This window comes from Novosphingobium flavum (assembly GCF_014230315.1).
GTDB lineage: Bacteria > Pseudomonadota > Alphaproteobacteria > Sphingomonadales > Sphingomonadaceae > Novosphingobium > Novosphingobium flavum.
In genome coordinates this window covers 85046-110436 of the sequence record NZ_JACLAW010000013.1, presented here as the reverse complement: position 1 = coordinate 110436, position 25391 = coordinate 85046, and the positions used below count along the sequence as shown (strand labels likewise).

Genomic DNA, 25391 nt, shown 5'->3' with positions numbered 1-25391 from the left:
CCCCGAACCCGCAGGTCCCGTATAGGATACGATCCCGTAGCAACCGCACCCGGACGTGTGCGGAACATCATGCACGGGAGAACGAGTGATGAGCCAATATTCGCGACGGGCGTTCGGCCTCGGCGCAACTGTAACACTTGGCGCCACGTTCCTACGCGGTCCGGCCCTGCATGCCGCACGTCCGCGCGGGGAAATCCGGGTGATCTGCGGATTCCCGGTCAAAAGTGGCGGCGACAACTTCGTGCGCTTCTTTGCCAAGGCGATGCAACCGCTGCTTGGCGCAAAGACCACCGTGTACAATTTCATGGAGGAGAACCTCCACTATGAAGGCAATCTCGCCACCCAGAACGTGATCGATTCCCCGCCCGACGGTAGCACGATCTACATCACCTCAGGCGGTATCCTCGCCGCCAATCAAGCGTTGATGAACGCCCCCCCGTTCGACGCGGGCAAGGCGCTCCAGTCGTTCGGCACCATCACCACGGTGCCCAACACGCTCCTTGTGCGCGCGGATTCTCCCTATCGCGACCTCAACGACCTGACCCGCGCAATGATGACCAAGGGCACGGCGGCACGCTATGCCGTGGCCAACGGCTCCGTCGTCCGGATTGTCGGCCTGCTCTACAAGAAACTGGCCGGCCTGGAGGTCGAGGAGGTTGTGCGGCGGGAAAGCCTGCAGACCCTGAAAATGCTGTACGACGGCGAGGTGGACTATGTCTGCTCCAACAATGTCTACCCGGTAGCCGAGGAGAAGGCGGGCCGGGTGCGGATCCTCGCCATAAACGGCCAGACCCGCCAGAAGGTCGCGTCCAAATACCCAACCTTCAAGGAGTTCGGCTACGACATGAAGCTGGACAACTGGTGGGGCGGCTTCGTTCGCGCCGACACCCCCAAGCCGATCGTGAACCGCCTCGGCCGGATACTCACAGCCGTCACCAATCTTCCCGCCAGCCGCGCCTACCTGAACGGTATCATGTGCGATCCCTGGACCCAGACCCCGGCGCAAAGCCAGGCCCATCTCCTCGAGCAGATGGAGGCCTGGCGCGAATCCGTCGACTTGGCGGGCCTGGCCAAGGAAGGCTGATCACCCCAGGTGAGCGCCCCTGACAGGCCGGCATCTCCACTCAAGCCGCACAACGAAAGGGCCGGACTTCATTATCCGGCCCCCTTTTCCTCGTCCGCTCAGGCTGTCACAGCCGGTGAACGTCCAGCCGGCGATTGTCCTTCTTGTAGGGCGCAGGCGCGATCGTCGCGCGGATCTCCTTTTGCGGACCACCCGGATTGCCCCAGATCACCGTCACCGCCTTGCCGATTTCGGCATGCTTCACGTCGATCGTCGCGAGCGAGATCATCTCGCGGAAGAAGTAGCTGTAGCCGCGCGAGGTCGCCGCGCCGATGACATTGCCGTTGAGACGCACCTCGTCGACCCACATGTACCCGCGCTGGTCGCGCGGCAGTTCCATCACCGGGTAGGGCTCGCCCTCACGGAACAGCGACATGTAGACATCAGCCACGTCCTCAGGGTTCCACACCAAGGTGCGGATCGTCCGGCGAGGATTGGCAACCAACTCCTCGAGTGCGGTCCTGCCAACGAAGTCGTGGTCGAACTTGATGACCTTGGACCACCCCAGCTCGACCGGGTTGCGGTAATAGTCGCTTACTTTCGCGCCCGGGAAACTGCCCGCGACATTGAAAGTGGTCGCGAAAGCCGGCATCGCGGCCTCGAACTCGTTGCGGTAGTCTTCCATCTCCGGCTCGAAGATCGCCGGAAGATAGTCCACCACAATGGTTGGGAAGCAGGCCTCGAGGTGATTGACCCCCGAAACCCGCGCGCCCAGCCGGCGGATACCGAATTCGGCGCCCGCCTCCAGAATCGCATTGTAGATTTCCTGACCGTAGGCCTTTGGCCCCTGCAACTCGTAGCCTATCTCACCGGCCATGCCCTGCCGCAGCGCCCAGACATCGTGCCCGGCGATCTTGATGACGTCGAAGTGCATGAACTTGACGTCGCGCATGCTGCGCCCGGCCGCCTTTTCGACCACATGAATCGCCAGCGGGCCGGAAACCTGGAAAACGAACCAGTCATCCTCCTGCGATTCCACATCATAGTTGCCGTGGCGCACGCAATAGTCGGCCCAGAAGCCGCCACGGCCGAACAGCATGAAGTCTTCCTCGCCCAGCTTGCTCAGCACGCCTTCGTGGATGATATTGCCATTAACATCGGTGTGGATCAGGTGCTTTGACCGGCCTACGGCATAGTTGGCAAAACTGTTCACCGAGATATCCGAAAGCAGGCGCGCCGCATCCGGACCGCGCAGGCGACGCTGCCAGAGGAACGACCAGTCGCCGATGTAGCACGTCTGCTTCCAAGACATGCTCTCGTCCAGCCAGTCGGTATATTCCGGCTGGCCGAACCGGACGTTGAAATAGCCCACGGGCGGTTTGCGCATTTGCTCGATGGTCGGAATCATTCCAGGTCGCTCCTCGGGTTGGACCGAACCGCGCCGACAGCCGGCACGGCACGCTGACAAGGCGCCTGCCCGCGCACCCGCGCCACCCATGGCGCCATGAATGCAGTTGCTGGACGCGATGAGCTGTCGTTATGGTCTGAGGTTCAAGCTATGGCAGTGAAATTGACATGTCAATATCAAGCAGTGGAATGGTGCCTGAGCCCGCGCGGCTCGATCTGGAGCACTACGTCCCCCACTTCCTCTCCACCATCGCCAATCGGTGGATGTCCACGTCATCGCGGATATACCTGCAACGATTCGGCATCGGGGTGGTCGAATGGAAAATTCTCGGCCACCTCGGCTCGATCGGGCCGGAGCGCAACGCGACATCGCTCGAGATCGCGCGGGCATCGTCGATCGACCCTGCGGCCGCCAGTCGCGGCATGCAGGCACTGGTGCGCAAGGGGTTGGTAGAGCCTCTGAAGGGTCGCTTCACAGGCAACGCCAAGCCGTTCGCGATGACAGAGCAGGGCGTCGCGCTGTTCAGGGATGTTCACGAGGTAGCGCTCGAACGTGAAGCCATGCTCCTGCATGGCCTGGGTTCGGACGAACGCACACAGTTGCTGGACCTGCTCAAGAAACTCGATGCCAACCTTGATCGGCTATAGCCGATAGAGGTTGGTGTGGCGGGACCCGCGCTCGCAGACTTCACGAACCAAGCCCATCGAGCCGATTTCGCCTCAAGGCTGGGTAGAATTGGCTATATCGATATCACGATATTCGACATTCTGACACTGCCCTCCTCTCGCTACGATCCGCATCATGACGCGAAAATCATCCCGTCGTTGGGGCTTGAGACCGCGTCAGCCGGATCAATTCCACCCGCCCCGGACGAGGGCTGGAAATTGCAAGAGATGCCAGAACGCGACCGTTGAGTCGCAAGTTTCCAGGATCAGGTCGAATGCATGGCTTCCCCGCTCTGGAGAAGGCCCTGCATCGAACGAACGCGGCGAAGCGATTCAGCGCGACGACTAACAAAACGAGCCGCCGGAAGCTCCGTTGTTGTCACACCGGACAGGCTGTTCAAGAACATGGGATGGGAGAAAGCATGACATATCTTGGTTCGCAATCGCATTGCGCCGCGCGCAAACGGCTGTTGCTTGGCGCCTGCGCGGTCGCCCTCGCCGCCGCCTCTTCGCCTGCCATGGCTGCCGAAGCCACGGCGGAGCAGGACAGCGCCGCGAACCAGGCCGATAACGGCGGCATTCAGGACATCGTCGTGACCGCCCAGCGGCGCAGCGAGCGCATGCAGGACGTTCCTATCGCGGTTACCGCTATCGGTGGCGAAGAGCTCAAGCAGCGCGGCATCCAGTCGAGCGCAGACCTTGCGACCAGCGTGCCTAGCCTGTCGTTCAACACCCAACTCGGCGGCCTCGGCCAGCCTCGCATTCGCGGCGTCGGCACCGCGGCCTCGGGTCCCGGCCTCGAGAACCCGGTCGCCGTCTATATCGACGGCTTCTATTACGGCGCGCAAACCGGCGCCCTGCTCAACCTGCGCGACGTCTCCCAGGTCGCGGTGCTCAAGGGGCCACAGGGCACCCTGTTCGGCCGCAACGCCACTGGCGGCCTGATCCAGATCACCTCGCGCGATCCCTCTCAGGAGCTGACTGGCGACGTCTCTGCTACTTACGGCTCGTTCGACACAGTCGGTGCCGACGTCTACCTCGCGGGTGGCCTCACCGATGGCGTCGCCAACGGCCTGACGTTTCACATGGACAACCAGTACACCGGCTACGGCAAGAATTTCTTCAACGGCCTCGGCACGCAGACGCACCGCTCCTACGCCGTTCGCGACAAGCTCGTGATCACGCCGGATGAAGCCACCAAGATCACCCTGCAGGGCGCCTATTCCTATTATACCGGGGCCAACACCTCGATGCAGAAGGTGGCCAACATCACCCCTGCATATCCCGCCGGTTTCGGACCGTGGGATGTCTACCTCAACACCCAGCCGACGCTGACCACCAAGCTCTACAGCCTTGGCGCGACGATCCAGCGCGATATTGGCGGAGTCCGCCTGACCAGTCTGACTGGCTACGTCAATTCACGCTTCGTCACCACGATCGACGCTGACCAGCTCCCGGCCAACAACGTCGTCATCGACTTCGACGTCAAAGACAAGAGCCTGAGCCAGGAACTCCAACTCTCCTCGCTCGGCAGCGGGCCAGTGACTTGGGTGGCAGGCCTTTACTACTATCGTGCGCGCAGCGGCTACCTGCCGATCATCACCCGCCTTTATGCATTCGGCTCGACGCTGACGCTAAACTCGCACAGCGATCTCGATTCCTACGCGGGCTATGCCCAGGCGACCTATAAGATCGGCGATAGGACCAACCTGACCGGAGGACTTCGCTACACGATCGACGATCGCTCGTTCGACGCCGTCAATACCGCCGTTTCGTCGTCCACCACGACGACCACGGCGAGCGACAGTCACGTGTTCCGCAAGGTGACTTGGCGCCTTTCACTCGACCACCATTTCACACCGTCGATCCTGGGTTACGTCTCATACAACCGCGGCTTCAAGAGCGGCTTTTACGAGCCGCAGACCCTTCCGGCGCTGCTGCTCTTGCCGGAAACGCTCGACGCCTATGAAGTCGGCCTGAAGACTGACCTTTTCGACCGAAAGGTGCGCTTCAATATCGCCGCCTATTACAACGACTACAAGAACGTCCAGGTCACTCAAATCTACAACAGCCGGCAGACCGTGTTCAACGGTGACGGAGCGAAGATGTATGGGTTCGACGCGGACCTGACCGTCGCACCGACCAGCAATCTGGAACTGACCGCCGGCGTCAGCCTGATTCACGGCCGATACGGCGCGTTTCAGCAGGCATTCCTGAGCACGCCGAACCTCGTCTCGGCTACGGGCGGCAACGTCGTCACCCTGGGGCCGCTTGCGCCGGGCAAGCGTATCCAGAACACCCCCGACTTCACCCTCGACCTCGGCTTCAACTACACGATCCCGACCTCGATTGGCGACTTCAGCCTGGGCGGCACGTTCTATCACAACTCGGGCTATTTCTCCGAGCCTGAGAACCGCGTACGCCAGTCGGACTACAATCTCGTCGGCGCCTCGCTGCGGTGGCGTTCGACCGACAAGAAGTACGACATTCAGGTCGTTGGCAAGAACCTTGGCAATGTTGCCTATGCTGCACAGCTGAATGCCAGCGGCACGGGTGACAATCGCCAAACCGCCGCTCCACGTACCATCATGATTACGGCCGGCGTCCACTTCTAATCTTGTCTTTAATCCGGGTCGGATCACTACCCCGACCCGGATTAAACTGAACCGCCCCGGAGTTTTGGAGGCTCCGACTCCTGAGAGAAAGAGCTACTGCGCGAAAGCATGTAGAGGGCTTCGGCAAGACCCAATCGATTGCCTCGAACGCCACGACTCAAGGTCGCGAAGCCAATTGTGCGTTGAGATCGGACACCCTATACATCGTGACGCGGAAGCTCCGGGCCTTCCCATCACTGTGTAAAATCGACGGTCCATTGAAGGTCCAATTACGCCGACAGACCTGCCCTTTAGCCAGCCTGCGCCCATCTTCAGAAGCCGCCGTTCATACTGATCTTGGCCAACCTGTATAATTTGGAATTGGCCGTGCCGGGACAGCCGCTGGCGGCAGAATGGCCGATGACTGGCGAACTACCCGATGAGAGAAACCAGTGTGGTAGTGCTGTCCGCACCCACCATTAGGCGCGGGGAGCGCAAAGCCAAGACAATTCAGGCAGACACATGGCCCGCAAACATTCGAAACACGATCCCTATGGCGACCTACATCGCGAGGAGGAGGAGCCGGCACCGGCGGTACCCTGCTGGCTGTGTGGCAGACCTACTGGCGAGACTATTGTCTGGCACCATCCCGTCCCCAAGAGCCGCGGCGGGCGCGATGTTGTACCCATGCACCCCATTTGCCAGCAGACGTTGATCGCCAATTTCACCACTTCCGAACTGCAACGCCATGGGATGGATGTGGAGGGCCTGCGGGACAACCCCACCGTGCGCAAATTTGTCGATTGGGTAGCGAACAAGGACCCCGATTTCACGGCGACCACGGCCAAGAAGAAACGCTGATCAGGCCGGACGTTCGGCATCCCCCCTCAACAAGAGCTGCCATCCATCTCGCCAGATTGCCCCCTTGTTACCTGCCGATCGTTCAGGAGTTTTAGCCCAGCTCCCGAAACGGATTGGGAAGCTGGAATTCGGTCCAGGTTTCCCTGCGCTCGGAAAGAGTGGGATGGATTGCCTGCGACCATCCATAGCTGATATGCATCATGTGTTGCGGACGCGTCGCAAATCTTAAGGGGGACCAATGAGTTCGCACGCCCGTCAAGCGGCAAAGAATCTTGGGGCATATTATACGCCCGAAACAATGGCTGACCTACTTGCCGAATGGGTAGTTCAAACGGGTGACGAAACGCTTCTTGAGCCAAGCATTGGCGATGGAGCGCTCATAAAGGCCGTGCTGGCCTGGTCGGCTCGTAAAGCCTCAGGGACAGCCAGACTACGTGTCGTCGGGTGTGACATCGATGAGAATGCTGTCACCGCCGTTCGAGATTGGCTCCCAGATGGCCATCATATGATCAGACAGAATTTCCTAGAGGCGGATCGCGCTCTTATTGGCGAGGTAGATGGGGTAATTTCCAACCCTCCGTTTACCCGCAATCATGCTCTACCAAAGGCAGAGCGTGACGAACTGAGAGAGCGATTTGGCTACAAGGGTGCCGCAGGGCTCTGGGTGCCGTTCGTGCTCCACGCAATTGGTTTTCTAAAGCCGGGTGGCCGTTTGGCCGCCATTGTACCGGGGGCAGCTCTCTTTTCGAACTATGGCCGCGAAACGCTGGAGCGTATTTGCAATAAGTTCGAGCATGTCGAAATACGCCAGATCGTCGACAAGCCCCTGTGGTCGCACCACGCTGAAGAGCGCGGCGCCATCATTTTTGCGCGCGGCTATGAACAGGGGGCGTGTCCGCTCCCGCCCGCTACACGATGGTCTGCGGCGGGATCGCGGGTTGCAGACATTAAGCCACGCTGCTTCGCGCAGGCCTTGCTGGGCGCTCACCAACTTTCCGAGATTGCTTCGTTGTCGATCGGCGTCGTGACCGGCTACAACAAGGTATTCCTTTTGTCCGAAGCGGAACGGGCCGAAGCGCGCATAGCGCTCGATGATGTAACTCTGGTCGCGGCTCGGGCGCGCCATGTTCGCAGCCTTGAAGTTTCTGAGACCGACTTACGCAATCTCGGCAAGCATGGAGAGCGGACTTGGCTGCTGACGCCGCGCGACATCGAGCGCAGAGGAACGGGGATCAGGAAGCGATTGGCCCTCATACCCCCAAGTATGAGGCGGTCCGTTCTGTGGCTCAATAAGCGTGCACCATGGTGGAAAGTGGATCAGGGACCGGGGTGTGACGCAATTTTCACATATATGAACGATGTCGGTCCCAGGATCGTGATTGGGACGGGGAAGCTCCGATGCACAAATACCCTTCACCAGCTTCGGTTTTCTTCCGAGCTATCTGCCGATGAACGGCGGCTTGTAGCGCTCAGTATGATTTCGAGCTTCGGTCAGTTGGCGGCAGAACATTTCGGTCGATCTTATGGGGGCGGCATCCTGAAGTTCGAGCTGGCCGACGCTCGCCGATTCCCGATACTTCTGCACAAGGGCGTTCGATCAAGACCGGCGTTCCAAGAGGCCGACCGGGCGATCCGGGCTGGGGAGACGGACGAGGCGCGCCACATTGCCGACCGCCTCCTCTTGCCAGCGGTTTTCGGAGCCTCATGGCCGATAGCGGCTGCAGAGATGATGGGCGAGGCGTTAAGACTGCGCGGAACACGGCGCGGAACGAGCAAGCCGTGAGTGAGGAACTTCGCTTCACCACTGACGCGGGCCTGATCGACCGTTTGGGACGCGAACTGGTTGGCCGACAGGAAACGGCGCTCATCGAGCTTGTTAAGAACAGCTATGACGCAGACGCACAGAATGTGACAGTCACCCTTGAACCCCATGCGCTCGTTATCGAAGATGACGGGACTGGGATGACCCGCGAGGAAGTGATCGCAGGTTTTCTCCGCCTCGCAAGCACCCTCAAAGTCTCGGAGCCACGTTCCAGATTATTCTACCGTCAACGCGCCGGTCGGAAGGGAATTGGGCGTTTTTCAACGCAACGCCTCGGCCAAGTGCTCCGCTTGCAGACGTGGATCGACAATACCAGCCCAGGCATCGAGTTGGTGGTCGACTGGCGGAATTTCGAGAGCGGACGCGATCTCAATGAAGTGCCGGTCTATCTGGGTGCGGTGCCGCACCGCAAGCGGGGAACGAGCATCAGGGTCGAGGGGCTGCGCGACGATTGGTCGGATGCCCAGATCCGCCGATGCTGGCGCGGACTTCTGGCCCTGCAGCAGCCCTTTCCTGTGGTACCCGTCGAGCGGCGTCCCAATGCCGACCCTGGGTTCAAGGTCTCGTTCCTTCGTGACGGCGGCCTGTTTGATGATCCGAGCCTCGTTGCCGATTTCCAGACCGAGATTCTCTCGCACCATCATGCCCTGATAGAGTTTCGGGTGGATGGGGACGGGATGGCCGAGTGGCGTATTTCGCAAAACAACTTCGGACCTGATCGGGGATGGGCAAAGATTCACCACGCATACCGCGACGCGATCGATCCGCCGAAATACGCGATCCTGCGCGACGTGGCGATGAAGACCCATTACTTTATCCTCCTCCCCGAATTGTTGCCGACTGTCGTCTTCACGCGCATTCGGGACACACTACGCGCGGAAGGGGGAATTCGGCTCTATCGTAACGGCTTTCGGGTGGTTCCGTATGGCGAACCAGAAAATGACTGGCTGCGACTGGACCAGATCTATGCCCAGCGCGGCACCGTGCTCGCCCCGATCGCCAACCGGAACTTCTTCGGCGTCATCGAAGTATATGACCCCGCGGGCGAACAATTCGAAGAGCATACGTCGCGTGAGGGTCTTATCGAGAAGGAGGCCTTTCTCGAACTGACCGGTCTTGCAACCGCAGTGATCGTGACAGCCGTCAGCCGGATTGCAGAGGACCGCGGGCGCAAGCAGAGCGCCGGCGGATCGACCCAGCGCAAGGCTAACGAGAATCTCGAAAAGCTGCGCGACGCGGCGCGCGCTGCGCGCGAGTCGGAAGAAGAGAGTTCTCGGGAAGCGGCAGGAAAGAAGGCAAACGACCAATCCGCTGGTGATACCGGCACCGCTCCTCATCCGAAACCGGCAGGCGGCGAAAGCTCCGCTGCACTCATCGAGCAATCGATCGATCTGATCGAGAAACAGCGGGCGGAACTTGCCGACGAAGCGGCGCTGCTCCGGCTCCTCGCGACTCTCGGTCTGACCACGTCGGAGTTCAGCCATGAAACGGGTATGACGTTCGAAGCCGTGCGGATGGACTTTCAGGCGGTGTTTGAGATTGCGCTGGCTGCGCGCGCCGGTGACAACGCCTTCTCGACCCAGGCAGAGCGCGCAAAATCGATGCTGGCGCGCCTCGACGCCCTCACCGGCTATCTCAACGAGCTCGCATCGGCGCGATCGGTGCGTCAGTTGGCGCCCGTCAGCGTCAGCAAGGCCCTTGGCGAGTTCAAGGTCGGGGTATCGAAGCTCGCGGAAAAGGCTGGAATCGAACTGACGATCGACGTGCCTGCCTATGATCCACTTTATACTAGGCCGATGCACGCAGCCGAAATCGCCTCAATGCTACTCAATTTCTTCTCCAATTCATTGAAAGCGCTGCGACGCGTCGAAGGAGAGCGCCTTATCCATGTCGAAGCCGCGGCCGATGGCCGCGAAGTCGTCATCCGCTTTTGCGACTCCGGGGATGGCATTCCCGACGACCATAAGGAAAAGGTGTTCGACCTCTTTTTCACGACACGAATTGCGGCTCCCGCGGGGGCCAGTACTGCCGAGCAATTCTCGGGAACCGGACTGGGTCTTTGGATCGTCCATCAGATCATATCCAAGGCTGGCGGCGATATTGAGGTGGTCGATCCTCCGGCAGGCTATTCGACCTGTCTCGAAGTCCGGCTACCGGCGGAGGAACAGGAATGACCGGCGATTGGCTTTTGATTGACGACAGCCCCGAAGAGGCCGCTTCCTTCGCCACCGGCCTGAGTAAGGACGATGCGTTAAAGATCGCACCCATGGGTGCGCAGGAAGCGGCCGTTGCTATCAACGCAGGCAATTTCTCGCCTTCGGGGGTGCTGATGGACGTCGATCTTTCGAACGAGAAGGGCAGTCAGCAATCTGGGCCGGGCATGGCGCAGGATATTCGGGTAGCTCAACAGAAACGGGCCGTCCCTGGCTTTCCGATCGTGCGCTTTTCCCTTCGCGACAAGGTGCTCGAGAATATCGGTCACGATTCGAGCAGCGATGATATTTTCGATCTTAAGATCGAAAAGGACGGTCTCAGCACGCCCGAAGCACAATCGGCGGCGCAAGCGAAGCTTATCGGCGTGCGCCAACTTTATGACGCTCTTATCGACGAGGGGGCCGGGCTGCTGCAAATTCTCGGGCTGGCCGAGGATCAATGGTGTCAATGGGGGAGCACGGCCTTTCAGTCGGATTTCGACTTCGGTGATCGGGTTCATCTGAAAGCTGGTCCGCTCGTTCGAATGCTGATCCACCCCGGCCTGCTGATTGACGAGGATATGCTCGCGGTGCGACTCGGAGTTGACCTCCACAACTCAAAAGGGTGGAAAACCCTGGCCGGCGAGCTCGAGCCCTATACCTATCGCGGTGTGTCCAGCGAATGCTTCCCACGCTGGTGGGCCCGCGGTATCGAGGATTGGTGGCAAGAGAAGGTTGTCGCCGACGTCCCCCTCGCCGGATTTACTATCGCTCAGCGGATGGAACATCTTACGGCGATCGTCACCGACCTCGTACCGCTCCAAATGCCGAAGGGCAGCCTCGGCGACCGTCCTTGGCGATACTGCCTGCTCAGCAAAGAGGCGCAGCAGCAGCTCGTACCGATTGACCCCGCGCGCGCTGTAAAAGTGAAGCCCCGAAGCAACATGCCGCCTTGGCTCGACCCTCTTTATGCCGCGTTGGGAGTTGCACTTCAGAACCGCGAAGATCCGAGGCTCGACAAGGAGGATTTGAAGCGGCTCCAAATCTATCTGCGCGAGGCCTGAATGGTCTTTTCGCTCCCGGATGAGCTGGACCGATTAAGCGCGGTGCTTCGGCGCGAGCATGCGACTTATGCAACTGCTGATGCGCTTGATACGAATATGGGCCGGTTTCGTAGCCAGTGGATCAAGAGCCACCAGATGAAGGGAAGCCAGCTTCCTCTGCCCGTCCCCAGAAACCAAGGCCTTCATCCGAATGGATGCGAGCTGCACGCGTCGTACCTCGATTTCCAGTTCGAGTGGAAAGAGGATGCACAAACGCCATGGCGTGCGGAATATCAGGTTCGGGTCGAGGGCTATCTGGATGCGGGCGGTGCGCTCTTTAACCTTCAGGATCATTGGCGCCTCGACACTGACATGTATGCTCCCTCCCGGCGCGCGGCAGCCGACGGCAATGCCCATCCTTCGAAGGAACCGCACCCGCTTTTTCATTTCCAGCGAGGGGGTCATGCACAAGATGCCTTTGCGGCGGCTGATTTCCTCCCTTCGAATCCATGCAGCATTTCCGGAATATGGAATGGGTTGATGCAAAGCCCTGGTCCACGAATTCCGATTGTCCCGCTCGATCCCATTTTGGCAATCGATTTCTGCCTTAGCCAGAACGACGGGCTGGTTTGGCGGCGTCTCCGCAACTTCCCAGAGTATCTTGACCTTATCGAAAGCGCTCAAAGGCGCCTTTGGCTGCCTTTTTTTGCGCAACTACAGGATCAGAAATTCAGGCGAACTTGGTTTGGGCCCTCGATGTTGGTTTAACCACGATGCCGTTGGCACGGCCTCCATGAAGCCTCGACGCAAAGTCTGACATTGGGCGCTTGGCGGACGCACCAGTTCATCATTCGGGAAGTCCGCTATCCTGATCTCCCCAGTGGCCAGGCCATCAGCACAAGCTTGATTTTACCCAGGTTCGCCACTGGCGTTGTGCTTCAACGGGCGCTGACCCGCCAGACCGTGTTGCCCACATCATCGGCGACCAGCAGCGCCCCATCGCGGGCGATCTCGACACCAACCGGGCGACCGAACGCCTTGTCACCGACCCGAAAGGCGCTCAGCACTTCAATCGGTTGTCCGCTTGGCCGGCCGTTGGCAAAGGGCACGAACACCACGTTGTAGCCGCTGTATGGCCGCCGGTTCCACGATCCGTGCTGACCGATGAACGCCCCGCCGGCGTAAGCCGGGCCAAGGCGGGCGCCGTCGGAAAAAACAAGGCCGAGCGGCGCAACGTGCGGACCGAGCGCGTAGTCGGGCACGGTCGCACGCGCCACCATGTCCGGGCGCGGCGGCTTGACCCTGTCATCAACCCGCTGCCCAAAATAACTCCACGGCCAGCCGTAGAACCCGCCTTCTCGCACGTGGGTGAGGTAATCGGGCACCAGGTCACTGCCGAGTTCGTCGCGCTCATTGACCACGGCGTAGAGCTCGCTGCTGCCGGGGCGGAAGTCGAGACCGACGGGGTTGCGCAGCCCGGTCGCAAACAGGCGGTGCTTGCCGGTGGAGGGGTCAATCTCCCAGATCGCCGCACGCTCTTCCTCTTCGGCCATGCCGTGCTCGGCGACGTTGGAGTTGGAGCCGACCCCGACGTAAAGCAGCCCACCGGGGCTTGCGGCCAAGCTCTTCGTCCAGTGGTGGTTGCGCCCCGCAGGCAGCCTGACGACAGTTCGCGGCGGCGCGAGGATTGCCGGGGCCTGCGGGTCATACGGAAAACTGATCAGCGCGTCGGCATTGGCGACGTAGAGCGAAGATCCGACCAGTGCCATGCCGAACGGCGAGGACAGCCCGGTTATGTAGGCCGTGCGGATCTCGGCCACGCCGTCGCCGTCTCCATCACGCAGCAGGGTAATCCGGTCAGCGCTCGGCACGGCGGAACCCGCCTTCTTCATGAACATGCGCATGAACGCGCCCTTGATCGAGTTGTCCTTGTATTGGGGCTGCTTGGGCGGTGCGGCGGTCTCGGCAACCAGCACGTCACCGTTGGGAAGCGCCAGCAGCCAGCGCGGATGATGGAGCCCCGCCGCGAAAGCGGTCACGCTGAGGCCGGGGGCGGGCACCGGCGCGCGCCCCGCCGGCCACCCGACCGCATCGGCCACCTTAACGGTCGGGATCAGGGTCTTGGACGGTGCCGGCAATTGGGGCAACGGGCCGATCCCCCGGGCCAGCGGGAGCTCGGCGGTGTGGCCGCAGCCGGCGAGCAAGATCAGCAGCGACAGGGTCGGGGCAATGGTGACCGGGCGGGACATAGGGCCTCCTTTCTGACGATCAGGCCGGCTGCATCCAGGCATCGAGCGTGATCGTCACCTTGCGTCCGACGATGCCCGAATAGGCGGTCATGCCGAAGACCCTGCGGTCAATGACCGCACGGCCGCTGAGTGCAATTGGCTCGCCGCCGGTAAGCTGCGCAGGATCGGCGGCGAAGGTGACGTTGAGCACCGTAGGGCGGGTCACTCCACGCGCGGTCAGCTGCCCGCGCACAGCCGCATTGCGCGGGCCCGTCGTCGTCATCGTCTCGCCGCGGAAGGTAACGGTCGGATGGCGCGCGATGTCGAAGAACGCTGGGCCCTTGAGCCGGCGCAGGGTGGTCGGGTCGCCGGCAGTGAGCGCCGCGGCATCGATGGTGATGTCGAGGTCGATCGCCTCGGGCCGGCCGGGCGTCAGGGTAACGGATCCGCTGACCTTGGGAAAGCGCGCGGTCTTGCTGGCAATTCCGAAAAACGCCACTCTGGCGCTCACCTCGCTGCCCGGTGCGACGGTGTAACGGTGGGATGGACCGGCCATTGCGAACGGTGCCGTGAAGAACAAGGCTACGGTGATTTCAATCGCCAAAGAGGTTCGGAACATCGCTCCTGATCCTCGGGGAGCCTGCGAACGTTCGCGCAGCTCCCGCCAGAATGAATGCCGCGCAGTGACTGCGGTTCCCCGTTGCGAATGGACGGCAGCGTGGTGACCGTTTCGCCTGGAACCCGCTGTTCCGGGCCGCCCGACCAGTCAAAAAGCCATGCCAGGTGCCACGCGCCTCTTCGGGCACTTGGCATGACCGCCAGCCTCCCTGCCTTGCGGAACGCCGCCAGACAATACGGCGCTGCCTTTGGACGCGGTATTTGCGGCGGAATCCGTGATCCCGCCGCAAATACCGCGGTCAGGTTTCGGGACCTGACAGTACCCGCGCCGCCGCCGTCAACGCGGCGATATCCGCGCTAGCCTTCTCCAGCACCGCAATCGCTGCAGCCCGCCCTTCCCGATCCAGGCCACCTATCGTCAGCGCGACAAGGTTGGCATCCTCCATGATCATGCCGATCCGGGTGCAGAGCTGCACGATGAGGTCAGAGGTCGCGTCGTCGTCCATGACCGCGACCACGCCCTGACGGGACAGCGAAGTCCACCGCCAGCTTTGTCGCAGGACTTGCGACATTCCATTCGACTTCGCCGGCAAAGCAAGCGTTGGTGTTGCTCGTGAGCCGGCCCATGGAGCCGGCAAATGCCCTGCCGATGTGATCGGCAGGGCTTCGGGTGGTGGGAGCAGCGCGGTGCTGCGCCCGACAGGAGACCACTCATGACCGATACCGAGAGCCCCTCGCCCGCCCCGCAGCGCAAGCGCCGCATGGCCCGCGAACCGCGGAACGGCGCCCCCGCCAAAGCGCGGAATGTGTCCGCCCCGGCAGAACGCCAGCCAGCCAAGACTTCGGTCGTGATCGACCTGCTCGGCCGCCCCGAAGGCGCCACGCTGGAGCAGCTCATCGCAGCCACCGGCTGGCTGCCCCACACCACCCGTGCCGCCCTCACCGGCCTCAAGAAGAAGGGCCACAGCATCGCCAGCGAGAAGCCGGCCGAGGGCACGCGCATCTACCGGATCGTCGCGGCCCGGGAGAATGCGGCGTGAAGCACCTTGAGGCACAGGTCGCCGCAATCGAGGCAATGTCCGCGCGGGACCGCAAGACCGAGTGGCACCGCCGCACGGGAACTGTCGCACCACCGGCGTTCGGCTCGGGCCTTCTGGCCCGGGCCCTCGCCCATGCGGCGCAGGAGCGCGCGCTGGGCGGGCTCGGCAAAATCGACCTCCGCCGTATCGCGCAAGCCGCGGCATCCGGCCAGAACAGCACCGTTGCCGACGGACTGAAGGTCGGAACGTGGCTCTCCCGCACCTGGCATGGCGAGGTCCACCAGGTCGTCGTGCTCGATACCGGGTTCGAGTACAACGGCCAGCGATTCAACTCGCTCTCGGAGATCGCCAAGCGGATCACCGGGGCCCACTGGTCGGGTCCACGGTTCTTTGGCCTCAAGAGCCCGCGGATGGGCATGCTGGGAGTCAGCACCAATGGCCGTTAGTCCTCCCAAACGCCTGCGCTGCGCGGTCTATACCCGCAAGTCGACCGAAGAAGGGCTGGATCAGGCCTTCAACAGCCTCGATGCCCAGCGCGAGGCCTGTGCCGCCTACGTCATGTCCCAACGCCACGAAGGCTGGACCCTGCTGCCCGATTCCTATGATGATGGCGGCTTCACCGGTGGCAACATGGAGCGCCCCGGTCTCCAGCAACTGCTCGCCGATGTCCGGGCCAGCCGGGTCGACGTCGTCGTGGTCTACAAGGTCGACCGTCTGACCCGCAGCCTCGCTGATTTCGCCAAGATCGTCGAGGTGCTGGACAACGCCGGGGTCTCGTTCGTCAGTGTCACCCAGGCGTTCAACACCACCAATTCGATGGGCCGCCTAACACTGAATGTCCTGCTCTCCTTCGCCCAGTTCGAGCGCGAGGTCATTGCCGAGCGCATCCGCGACAAGGTGGCAGCCTCCAAGGCCCGGGGCATGTGGATGGGAGGGCCCCTGCCGCTGGGCTACAAGGCCGAGGACCGCAAGCTGATGGTGGTGCCGGATGAAGCTGGAACCGTGCGCGAGATCATGCGCCGCTACCTTGCCGCCCCCAACATCATGGACCTGCTCGACGAGCTGCGGCGGGACGGCATCGTCAGCAAGAAGCTGAAGCTGCGGGACGGATCGATCCGCGGTGGGATTCCGTTCCGGCGCGGCGCACTCCATCACCTCCTCTCGAACCGGATCTACGTCGGCGAGACCGTCCACAAGGACAAGGTCTATCCCGGCCAGCACGAGGCCATCATCGACCGCGAGTTGTTCGACGCGGTGCAGGCCAAGCTGGCCGGGCGCACCAACACGCCCCTTGCACCCGGCGCACGGCGCCGGGTCAGTCTGCTGGCCGGACTGATCCGGGACGAGCAAGGGCGGCCGATGTCACCGGTTCACACCTTCAACCATGGCTGGCGCTACAGCTATTACGCCTCGAACCTGGGCGATGGTTCGAAGGAAGCGGCCTTGCGCCTGCCCGCAGGCGAACTGGATCAAGCGGTTCGGGCCGAGCTGGTTGCCTTCCTGACCGACGTACACCGGATCAGGGACGTGGCTATCGATCAGTCGCCGGACGACCAGGTCAATCTCGTCGCCTCGTTCGCCGTCCTCGCCTCCAACATCGAGAGCATGGCAATCGGCGAGCTTCGCCACCTCCTGCAGCGGATCGAACTGACCGTCATCGTCAGTCGGGACAATGCCGCGGCGCAGTTCGATCTCCCCGCACTCACGGCATGGGTTGGTCTCGAGATCGACCACCCGCAGCCGTTCGCCCTGCCGCTGAGCACCACGACCGTGGCCTGGGGTCACGAGGCAAGGCTGCGGCTTGATCCCCCAGCCGGAAAGAAGGTCGAGGCCGATCCCAACCTCGTCCAGCTCATCGCGCGGGGCTTTGCCGCGCGAGACGAACTGCTCGCGATGTCCCCTGAGCAGGCCGCAGCAATGCCCGTCACCACCTTCCGTCACACCGAGCGGATTGCCCGGCTCGCCTACCTGGCGCCGGACATCATCCGGGCCATTCTCGATGGCCATCAGCCGAGGCGCGTGACGGCACGATATCTCTCCCGGCTTGGCGCCCTGCCCCTCTCATGGACAGCGCAACGCGAGATGCTCGGCTTCGCTGCCGCCCGACCCAGCGTTTTCAACTTTTAGGACGCGAAAACGGCGGCAGAGATCTTGCCGCCGTTTTCGTGTTTTGGGGCGCCGACAGAGAGACTCGCGACCTAAAAGTCGCGGATCTGACATGCGCAAACCCGCGGAAATGGGCGGGTGTTGGGCACCCAGTCTCGCAGAGACCGGAACTCCGAGGTTATGCTAAGACTGAGTGGTGAGCCCTGCTGGGTTCGAACCAGCGACCTACTGATTAAAAGTCAGTTGCTCTACCGACTGAGCTAAGGGCCCGTGCGCGCGGGGGCGTCAGGTGTGGGGCGGCTTAGGAGCAGGTCGGGGACGGGTCAAGCGGGCATGAAGCTGCCGCAGGGAAAGGCCGGTCAAAGGATCGTGCCAGCCGCCCACTCCCCGCAGCGCCGGACCCAGGACAAAGATCCTCTCGCGGAACGAGCGGTGCGGCACGATCAGCGCCTCGTCAGCCCAGCAGCCGCCGTCCCACAGCACGACATCGAGATCGAGCACCCGCGAAGCCCAGCGGCGGCCGCGCGGGCGGCGGCCGAAGCGGGACTCGATCTCCTTCAGCCTGGCCAGCATTTCCGGCGGATCGAACGGAGCCACGACCGCGGCGACGGCATTGGCATAGGTCCGGTCGGACGGACCGAGCGGCCGGCTCGCGACGACCGGCGAGAAGCCGGCGACCGTGATCCCGGCTTCGGCGAGGGCCAGCCGCGCGGCGGCGAGGACCGCGCGCGGGCCGCCGTGGCGGTGGTGCCGGCGATTGGAGCCGAGCGCGATCAGGTAGCGCTGGCTCACCGCGTCAGATGTCTTCGCAGATCCGGGTGTAGAGCTGCGGGCGGCGATCGCGGAAGAAGCCCATGCCGGCGCGGTGACGCGCCGCGCGCGCCGTGTCGAGCGTGGCGACCAGTACGCCGGTATCCTCCTCCCCGAAGGCCGCGATGTAATCGCCCCATTCGTCGGAGATGAAGCTGTGGCCGTAGAAACGCTGGCCGTCCTCGCTGCCGATGCGGTTGGCGGCGATCACCGGCATGCAGTTCGAAACCGAGTGGCCGACCATCGCCCGCTTCCACATCCGGCTGGTGTCGAGTTCGGCATCATAGGGTTCGGAGCCGATCGCGGTGGGGTAGAAGAGCAGTTCGGCGCCCATCAGGGCCATGACCCGCGCGCATTCGGGATACCACTGGTCCCAGCAGATGCCGACGCCGATCCGGGTGCCGGCGACGTCCCAGACCTTGAAGCCGTCGTTGCCGGGGCGGAAATAGTACTTTTCCTCGTAACCGGGGCCGTCGGGGATATGGCTCTTGCGGTAGGTGCCCATGATCTCGCCGTCGGCGCCGATCATGGCGAGGGTGTTGTAGTAGTGGTGGCCGTCGCGCTCGAAGAAGCTGGTCGGGATGGCGACCTTGAGCTTGCCGGCGAGCGCCTGCATGGCCTTGACCGAGGGATGCTCGGCGGTCGGGCGGGCGAGCGCGAAGAGGGCCTCATCCTCGACCTTGCAGAAATAGGGGCCGGAGAAGAGCTCGGGCGGGAGGATCACCTGGGCGCCCTGGGCCGCGGCCTGTTCGACCAGCGCGGAGACGGCGGCGATGTTCTCGGCCTCGTCATGCGAGCCGAGCGGAAGCTGGAGGGCGGCGACGGTTACCTCGGTCATGTTGTCCAATTAGGGTCCCGGATCCCGGAAGTCCACCGCTGCCGGTTGCAGGACGCGGTGCGATTCCTATCTGAGGGGGCAAGGCGAACGGCGAGGAATTTGGCAATGACACAGGCGATTGTGGCGGGCGGGTGCTTCTGGTGCACCGAGGCCGTGTTCCGCGACGTGATCGGGGTGAGCGAGGTCGAGAGCGGCTATATCGGCGGCGACATGCCCGACCCGACATACCGGCAGGTCTGCACCGGCACGACCGGCCACGCCGAGGCGATCAAGGTGACCTTCGATCCCGATGTCCTGTCCTATGCCGAACTGCTCGACATCTTCATGGCGACGCATGATCCGACGCAGCTCAACCGGCAGGGCAACGATGTCGGCACCCAGTACCGCTCGGCGATCTTTCCGCTGGATGGCGAGCAGCTGGCCGAGGCCGAAGCGGCCATCCACCGGGCGCAGGAGGAGCGCGCGGTCCCGGTCGTGACCACGATCGAGGAGGCGGAGGAATGGCATCCGGCCGAGGACTATCACCAGGAATACTGGGACGGCGAAGGCCAGCGCAATCCCTACTGCCTCGCGGTCATCCCGCCCAAGTTGCAGAAGCTGAGAAAGAGCTTTGCGACGAAAGTAAAGTCCACTTGAGGTTCAGACTTTCTTCCAGCGCGCGACAAGAAAACCGTCCAGACCACCGGAATCGCTGAGCATTCCCGGATCGGTCCGCAGCCAGCCCTGCGCCGTGGGGGCAATCCCTGCAGGCAGTTCGTCGGCGCGGATCGGATCGGGCGCGAGGGTCACGGCGGCGGCCTGATCCTCGCCCTCCTCCACTTCGAGCGAGCAGACCGCGTAGATCAGGCTGCCGCCGGGGGCCAGCCAACCGACGGCGCGTTCGAGCAGGCGCCGCTGGAGGTCGGCCATCTCGCGGATCTGGGTGCGGGTGATCCGGTGGAGCACGTCGGGGTGGCGGCGGCAGGTGCCGGTGGCGGTGCACGGCGCATCGAGCAGGATCGCGTCGAACTGGCCCTCGGGCTCCCATTGCAGGGCATCGGCGGCCACGGCTTCGGCAGCCAGATTGCAGCGCGCGAGGTTTGCGGCCACCCGCTCGAGCCGTTTCGCGGAAATGTCCAGCGCCGTGACCTGCCAGCCAGCGGCGGCCAGTTGCAGGGTCTTGCCCCCCGGCGCGGCGCAGAGGTCCAGCGCCCTGCCGGTCCCCTGCCCCAGCAGCCGCGCGGGCAGGCTGGCGGCGAGATCCTGCACCCACCAGGCGCCTTCGGCAAAGCCGGGCAGGCGTTCGACCATCTCGCCGCGCGGCAGGCGGACATGGCCGCGCATGAGCGATGTGCCGCCAAGCTTTTCGGCCCATTCGGCGGTTTCCGAGGGATTCTTGAGCGTGAGGTCAAGCGCGGGGGGTTCGGCCAGCGCCTTGGCGATGGCGGGGGCGCCAAGCCCCCAGCGTTCGGCCACGGCGGGCGGCAGGGTTGGCGCATCGGGTAATGTGACCTCGCGCCGGGTCAGCGTGGCGAAGACGCCGTGAGCGAGGCGCTTGGGCCCGCCCATCAACAGCGGCAGGGCCGTGGCGACAACCGCGTGCGGCGGGGTGCCGAGGCGCAGCCACTGGGCCAGCATCAGGCGCAGGACGGCGCGGGGCTTGGCATCGTCCGGCAGGGGCTGCTGCGTCGCGCTGTCGATCAACGAGTCGAAATCGGTCTGCCAGCGCAGGGCCTCGGCGGCGATGGCCTTGGCCAGCGCGCGGTCGGAATCGGCGGAAAGGCCCTGCACGGCATTGTGCGCGGCCTGATCGAGCGTTTCGCCCCGGCGCAGGACGGCATCGACCAGCTTGAGCGCGGCGCGGCGGGCGGGAAGACCGGGAATATCCATCGCCCGCCCCTAAGCGCAATTGCATTCAAGGGCCAGAGCGCGCATTTGGGGCGCATGACCCAGCGTGCAACCAAGCGCCCCGAAGGCTTCGTCAAGCCGGCGCACTGGACCAATGATCCGGCGCCCGCGCCCAAGGCGGCAAAGGACGAGCCCGATCCGCGCGGCCTTTCTCCCACCCGTTACGGCGACTGGGAGCAGAACGGCATCGCGGTCGACTTCTGAACCGTTGCGCGGTGGCCGGGTGACACGAGTGTCACCCGGCGCGCAGCCCTGCCCCCAATGATTTGAAGCACTTGTGCCCGTGTGCATGGGTGACACTTGTCCAACTCTTGCTCGTTTTTCGCCGGTGGAGGCGATCGGGGCGGAGTTTGGCAGGCGGCGCGGGTGTAGGAAAATGGTTTTGGTTGGGGTGTTTTGGGGAGAGGTTGCTGGCCCACCCCCGGCCCCTCCCGCCTGCGGGAGGGGAGATCAGGCGTCAGCTTTCGAAACCTGCCCGGCGCTATCCGAATGGCCGGAATGTCGGGGGAGCGGACGAGAGAACCGATTCTACGACAACTCAAAGCATTCCAACGGCTCCACCAACCGTGATGACGAGCAAGAAAAGTCCAAGTAGGAGCCACAACAGGCCGGTAAACATGGTGGCCCAAAAATTTAACGGCTCTTCTCCACGGGAAATCAATCGCGGTTTGTAGCGGCTTAGGCTTTGGGTTTCATTATTCAAAATATCGCGGAGAGTTCTTCCACCAACGGCAACACAGATCAAGGCGACTGCGAATAGCAACAATCCCCCCAGTATGTTGAGCACGCCGTATAGCTCCTTTTTGCCAGTGGCACCTTAACCGTTATGATGATGTCCGCAATGTTGGCGTGTCCTGACAGTCCGCTTTCAGACGTAGCGTGTTTGCAAACGGACGTTTGGAGTCGGTTCGCCGGTCGCCTACACCCACCCCGCCAGTTCGCGGCGGACCAGCGCTTCCAGCATGGCCATGCCCGCTTCGCCCGCGTTGAGGCATTCGAGGGCGGCGAAGTCCTGGCCGCCGGCTTCGAGGAACTGTTCGCGGCCCCGGATGGCCAGTTCCTCGAGGGTTTCGAGGCAATCGGCGGAGAAGCCGGGGGCGGCAATGGCGAGGCGTTTGGTGCCTTTGGCCGCCTCGGCAGCGAGTACGGCGTCGGTTGCGGGTTCGAGCCACTTGGCGCGGCCGAAGCGGGACTGGAAGGTGGTTTCGATGCGGACATCGCCCCAGTCGGCCGCCAGCGCTTCGGCCAGGAGGCGGGCGGTCTTGCGGCATTGGCAGTGGTAGGGATCGCCGAGGTGGAGGGTGCGCTCGGGCATGCCGTGGAACGAGAGGAGCAGGACCTCGGGGCGGAACGGCAGGGTGGAGAGCTGGCGCGCGGTGTCGGCGGCGAGGGCCGCGATGTGGGCCGGATCGTCGTAATAGGGCGGCAGGGTGCGGATCGCGGGCTGCCAGCGCAGGGCGCCCAGCGCCTCGCCCAGCTTGTCGACCACCGTGGCGGTCGTGGCGCCGGAATATTGCGGATAGAGCGGGGCGATCAGCAGGCGGTCGCAACCTTCGGCCTTCAAGCGGTTCAGCTCGGCCGGGATCGACGGGTTACCGTAGCGCATGGCCCAGCGGACCTTGATGCCATCGCCGAGGCGCTCCTGCAGGGCCTGCGCTTGCGTGCGGGTGATGGCGGCGAGCGGCGAGCCATCAGCGGTCCAGACCTGCTGGTAGGCGTGAGCGCTCTTTTTCGGGCGGGTGTTGAGGATCACGCCGCGCAGGATCGGTTGCCAGATCAGTTGCGGGATTTCGACCACACGGGGGTCGGAGAGGAATTCGGCGAGGTAGCGCTTGACCGCCGCCGGAGTGGGCGCATCGGGCGTGCCGAGGTTGACGAGGAGGACGCCGACGCCGCCGGTGGCGGGGACGCTGGGGTGATCGGAGGGCTTGGTCACAGATCCTCGGCAAAGAGCGGCAGGCGGCGGAAGCGCAGGCCGGTGGCGGAATGGAGGGCATTGGCGATGGCCGGCGCGATGGCGACGACGCCGATCTCGCCGGGGTCGATCGCCGGTTTGTCACTGGTGATGAATTCGACCGCGATCTCGGGCGTGGAGGCCAGCAGCGGCAGGCCCATTTCGCCGAGCCGCGCGGTGAGCGGGAGGCCGCGCGCGTAGGAAATGCTGGAGCCAAGCGCGAGGCCGAGGCCGAAGACCAGGCCGCCCTCGACCTGCTGGCGGGCGATGTCGCGGTTCACGATGCGACCGAGATCGGCGACCGCGCTGATCCTGTCGACGCTGACCCCGGCCTCGGTGCGGCGGGCGGTGGCGATGACTGCGATGCGGGCCGCTTGGTCACTGTCTGGCGCATCCTCGTTCTCGCCCATGCGGTGGCAGGCGAGGCCCTGCCCGCTGGCATCGGCGCCGGCATCCCACTGGGCCAGCGCGGCGCAGCGCTGGAGGCATTCGGCGAGGCGCAGGTCGTCGCCCAGCATCTCCATCCGGTAGGACAGCGGCTCGCGCCCGGCCTTGCGGGCCAGCTCATCGACGAAGCTCTCGGTGAAGAAGGCGGTCATCGCGTGAGCCTTGCCCCGCATCCGCCCGGCCGGGATACCTGTCCCAACGGGCACGTGATCGAGGCTGGCATTGGGCAGGCGGTAAGGCGGCATCCCCCCGGCGACGGCCATGGGATCGGCCTCGCCGAGGCTGGCGGTGCGGGCCTGCTGCGGCGTTTGCGCGCCGAACAGGCGGCGGCCGAATTCGCGGGCGGCGGCGGGAGTGGCGATGCGCGCCTTCCACGCGAGGACCTCGCCGCCATCGGGGTTGGTTTTCGCCCAGAGCACGGCGGCAGCGGGCGCGCGGGGGAGCGCGGCGAGCGTTTCCTGCCAGCGCGACCAGGTGAGCTGGACGGGTTTTTCGACCTCCCGGGCGATCAGCGCGGCTTCGACGGCGTGAGGCGTTTCGAGCCGGGCATCGAAGCTGCCGCCGGCCGGAAGCGGGTAAAGCACGACCTTGCCGGCGCTGACGCCGAGCGCGCGGGCGACGGCGCGGCGGGTGGTTTCGGGCGACTGGGCGGCGACCCAGATCTCGACCTTGTCCGCGCTCACCCGGGCGGTGGCGCTGGCGGTTTCGAGCGGGAGGGGGAGCGCGGGTTCGATATCGTAGCGGGCGACGTGGGAGGGCTCGCCCGCGATCACCGCGTCGGGATCGCCCACCGTGGCTATGCGCTGGGTAGCGGCCTTCCGGACCGCCTTGTCGAGCGCGGCGGCGGTGCGCTCGCTGTCCACCGGGCGGTCGGCCTTGAACGTGGGGGCGACGGCGGTGAGCGCCTGTTCGGCGGCCCACCATGTTGGGGCCGTAGCGGCGAGCCAACCCTCGCCCCGGACCAGGCGGACGCCGGGGCGGTTGGCCTTGGCCTCGTCGACATGGGCGAGTTCGCTGGATGCCGCGAGGGGTCCGTGGCGGATCGCGGCGTGGAGCAGGCCGGGCAGGCGCAGGTCTCCGGCAAAGGTCATGCCGCCGCCGACCTTGGCCGGGCCGTCGAGCCGGGGGAAGGAAATGGCGTCGGCGCCGTCCGCCGGGGGCGGGAGGAGCGGCAGGTCGGACGGGGGATCGTAACGGACGGCGAGTTCGGCGAGTTCGCCGAAGGAGGCGCTCTGGTTGCCGTGCGTGACGCGGCCGGCGGCGACCTTGCACTCGCGCCAGTCGGCATCCCAGCGGTCGGCCGCGGCCTGCATCAGCATGGTGCGAGCGGCGCAGGCCGCTTCGCGGGCGCCCTGTTCGTAGGCGGCCATCGAGGTGCCGTCGGCCGTGGCCATGAAGGCGTTGCGCTCGGCATAGGCGCGGGCGAGCGCCGCGCCCCGGCCCTCTGCCAGACGGGAGGCGAAGGCCATCCACAGCCCGGCCCAGTCCTCCGCGAGCGGGAGATTGGCATAGGCGCCGCTGATCGGGGCGGGTTCGGCCGCGACCATGCGCCAGTCCGCTCCCAGTTCCAGCGCGACGACCTGCGGGATGAGGGTGGTGATGCCCTGCCCCATCTCGAGCTGGGGCACGGCGACGGTGACGACCCCGTCCGCTCCGATGGTCAGCCAATTGCCGAACAGGGCCTGATCCTTGCCCGGCACCAGCGGAGGGGGGAAGCGGCGCGGGGTGAGCCCCCAGGCGAGCAGCAGGCCGCCGCCCAGCGCGCCGCCGATCAGCACGCCCCTGCGGGTCAGCCGGGGGAGCGGGCCTGCCATT

At 64.1% G+C, this 25391-nt stretch carries 23 protein-coding genes and 1 tRNA gene; 13 read left to right on the top strand and 11 right to left on the bottom strand.

From position 1 onward, the window contains the following. Nucleotides 1-88 precede the first annotated feature (88 nt). On the top strand, nt 89-1084 hold the full coding sequence (locus tag H7F51_RS15820; protein WP_185665281.1) for a Bug family tripartite tricarboxylate transporter substrate binding protein: 996 nt from the start codon (nt 89-91) through the stop codon (nt 1082-1084). A gap of 106 nt (nt 1085-1190) precedes the next feature. On the opposite strand, the gene H7F51_RS15815 is transcribed toward H7F51_RS15820, so the two are convergent. Continuing rightward, nucleotides 1191-2471, bottom strand: a complete 1281-nt coding sequence (locus H7F51_RS15815) for a hypothetical protein (RefSeq protein WP_221774179.1) — start codon at nt 2469-2471, stop codon at nt 1191-1193. A 191-nt stretch (nt 2472-2662) separates the two neighbouring features. On the opposite strand from H7F51_RS15815, the gene H7F51_RS15810 reads away from it, so the two are divergent. From H7F51_RS15810 to H7F51_RS15780, 7 genes are all read left to right on the top strand, one after another. Then, on the top strand, nt 2663-3118 hold the full coding sequence (locus H7F51_RS15810) for a MarR family winged helix-turn-helix transcriptional regulator (protein WP_185665280.1): 456 nt from the start codon (nt 2663-2665) through the stop codon (nt 3116-3118). 440 nt (nt 3119-3558) lie between these two features. Beyond that, nucleotides 3559-5751: a TonB-dependent receptor gene (locus tag H7F51_RS15805; RefSeq protein ID WP_185665279.1), complete on the top strand. Its 2193-nt coding sequence runs from the start codon at nt 3559-3561 to the stop codon at nt 5749-5751. A 501-nt stretch (nt 5752-6252) separates the two neighbouring features. Further along, the gene (locus H7F51_RS15800; protein ID WP_185665278.1) at nt 6253-6591 is read left to right on the top strand and encodes a hypothetical protein; all 339 of its coding nucleotides are present in this window, start codon (nt 6253-6255) and stop codon (nt 6589-6591) included. Between the two features lie 238 nt (nt 6592-6829). After that, nucleotides 6830-8374: an N-6 DNA methylase gene (locus H7F51_RS15795; RefSeq protein WP_185665277.1), complete on the top strand. Its 1545-nt coding sequence runs from the start codon at nt 6830-6832 to the stop codon at nt 8372-8374. Further along, on the top strand, nt 8371-10587 hold the full coding sequence (locus H7F51_RS15790) for an ATP-binding protein (RefSeq protein ID WP_185665276.1): 2217 nt from the start codon (nt 8371-8373) through the stop codon (nt 10585-10587). The genes H7F51_RS15795 and H7F51_RS15790 overlap by 4 nt, the downstream gene beginning before the upstream one ends. Then, the gene (locus H7F51_RS15785) at nt 10584-11669 is read left to right on the top strand and encodes a hypothetical protein (protein WP_185665275.1); all 1086 of its coding nucleotides are present in this window, start codon (nt 10584-10586) and stop codon (nt 11667-11669) included. Before H7F51_RS15790 ends, H7F51_RS15785 begins: the two co-directional genes overlap by 4 nt. After that, a complete protein-coding gene (locus tag H7F51_RS15780) occupies nt 11670-12416 on the top strand; it encodes a hypothetical protein (RefSeq protein ID WP_185665274.1) in 747 nt (248 codons plus the stop codon). Nucleotides 12417-12586: 170 nt separating this feature from the next. Here the strand turns inward: H7F51_RS15780 and H7F51_RS15775 are convergent, their stop codons facing one another. The 3 genes from H7F51_RS15775 to H7F51_RS15765 form a co-directional block, all read right to left on the bottom strand. Continuing rightward, nucleotides 12587-13897, bottom strand: a complete 1311-nt coding sequence (locus tag H7F51_RS15775; RefSeq protein ID WP_185665273.1) for a PQQ-dependent sugar dehydrogenase — start codon at nt 13895-13897, stop codon at nt 12587-12589. A 19-nt stretch (nt 13898-13916) separates the two neighbouring features. Further along, nucleotides 13917-14495, bottom strand: a complete 579-nt coding sequence (locus H7F51_RS15770; RefSeq protein WP_185665272.1) for a YceI family protein — start codon at nt 14493-14495, stop codon at nt 13917-13919. Between the two features lie 298 nt (nt 14496-14793). Further along, nucleotides 14794-15000: a hypothetical protein gene (locus H7F51_RS15765; protein WP_185665271.1), complete on the bottom strand. Its 207-nt coding sequence runs from the start codon at nt 14998-15000 to the stop codon at nt 14794-14796. Nucleotides 15001-15207: 207 nt separating this feature from the next. Here H7F51_RS15765 and H7F51_RS15760 point away from each other — a divergent pair, with 207 nt between their 5' ends. From H7F51_RS15760 to H7F51_RS15750, 3 genes are read left to right on the top strand one after another with little or no spacing between them, the layout of a single operon-like run. Continuing rightward, on the top strand, nt 15208-15534 hold the full coding sequence (locus H7F51_RS15760; RefSeq protein WP_246448614.1) for a DUF3489 domain-containing protein: 327 nt from the start codon (nt 15208-15210) through the stop codon (nt 15532-15534). After that, nucleotides 15531-15980 carry a DUF2924 domain-containing protein gene (locus H7F51_RS15755; protein ID WP_185665269.1) on the top strand — a complete coding sequence of 150 codons (450 nt, stop codon included), beginning with the start codon at nt 15531-15533 and terminating at the stop codon, nt 15978-15980. The genes H7F51_RS15760 and H7F51_RS15755 overlap by 4 nt, the downstream gene beginning before the upstream one ends. After that, entirely contained in the window at nt 15970-17661 is a 1692-nt protein-coding gene (locus H7F51_RS15750) for a recombinase family protein (RefSeq protein WP_185665268.1), read from the top strand. Before H7F51_RS15755 ends, H7F51_RS15750 begins: the two co-directional genes overlap by 11 nt. 173 nt (nt 17662-17834) lie before the next feature. Here H7F51_RS15750 and H7F51_RS15745 read toward each other — a convergent pair. From H7F51_RS15745 to aguB, 3 genes are all read right to left on the bottom strand, one after another. Continuing rightward, nucleotides 17835-17910, bottom strand: a tRNA-Lys gene (locus H7F51_RS15745). Nucleotides 17911-17925: 15 nt separating this feature from the next. Further along, nucleotides 17926-18432 (bottom strand): 2-amino-4-hydroxy-6-hydroxymethyldihydropteridine diphosphokinase, encoded by a 507-nt coding sequence (folK, locus tag H7F51_RS15740; protein WP_185665267.1) that lies wholly within the window; start codon nt 18430-18432, stop codon nt 17926-17928. A 4-nt stretch (nt 18433-18436) separates the two neighbouring features. Further along, nucleotides 18437-19288 (bottom strand): N-carbamoylputrescine amidase, encoded by an 852-nt coding sequence (aguB, locus tag H7F51_RS15735; RefSeq protein WP_185665266.1) that lies wholly within the window; start codon nt 19286-19288, stop codon nt 18437-18439. Between the two features lie 105 nt (nt 19289-19393). Here aguB and msrA point away from each other — a divergent pair, with 105 nt between their 5' ends. After that, nucleotides 19394-19924, top strand: coding sequence for a peptide-methionine (S)-S-oxide reductase MsrA (gene msrA, locus H7F51_RS15730; RefSeq protein ID WP_185665265.1), 531 nt, complete (start codon nt 19394-19396; stop codon nt 19922-19924). 3 nt (nt 19925-19927) lie between these two features. Here msrA and H7F51_RS15725 read toward each other — a convergent pair whose 3' ends face one another. Continuing rightward, nucleotides 19928-21157 carry an RsmB/NOP family class I SAM-dependent RNA methyltransferase gene (locus H7F51_RS15725; RefSeq protein WP_185665264.1) on the bottom strand — a complete coding sequence of 410 codons (1230 nt, stop codon included), beginning with the start codon at nt 21155-21157 and terminating at the stop codon, nt 19928-19930. A gap of 54 nt (nt 21158-21211) precedes the next feature. On the opposite strand from H7F51_RS15725, the gene H7F51_RS15720 reads away from it, so the two are divergent. Beyond that, a complete protein-coding gene (locus tag H7F51_RS15720; protein ID WP_185665263.1) occupies nt 21212-21379 on the top strand; it encodes a DUF1674 domain-containing protein in 168 nt (55 codons plus the stop codon). 334 nt (nt 21380-21713) lie between these two features. Here the strand turns inward: H7F51_RS15720 and H7F51_RS15715 are convergent, their stop codons facing one another. The 3 genes from H7F51_RS15715 to H7F51_RS15705 all read right to left on the bottom strand — a co-directional run bounded on the left by H7F51_RS15715 (nt 21714) and on the right by H7F51_RS15705 (nt 25390). After that, nucleotides 21714-21962 carry a hypothetical protein gene (locus H7F51_RS15715; protein ID WP_185665262.1) on the bottom strand — a complete coding sequence of 83 codons (249 nt, stop codon included), beginning with the start codon at nt 21960-21962 and terminating at the stop codon, nt 21714-21716. Nucleotides 21963-22094: 132 nt separating this feature from the next. After that, on the bottom strand, nt 22095-23111 hold the full coding sequence (gene hemH, locus H7F51_RS15710; protein ID WP_185665261.1) for a ferrochelatase: 1017 nt from the start codon (nt 23109-23111) through the stop codon (nt 22095-22097). Further along, on the bottom strand, nt 23108-25390 hold the full coding sequence (locus H7F51_RS15705) for a xanthine dehydrogenase family protein molybdopterin-binding subunit (protein ID WP_185665260.1): 2283 nt from the start codon (nt 25388-25390) through the stop codon (nt 23108-23110). Before H7F51_RS15705 ends, hemH begins: the two co-directional genes overlap by 4 nt. Nucleotide 25391: the final 1 nt, after the last annotated feature.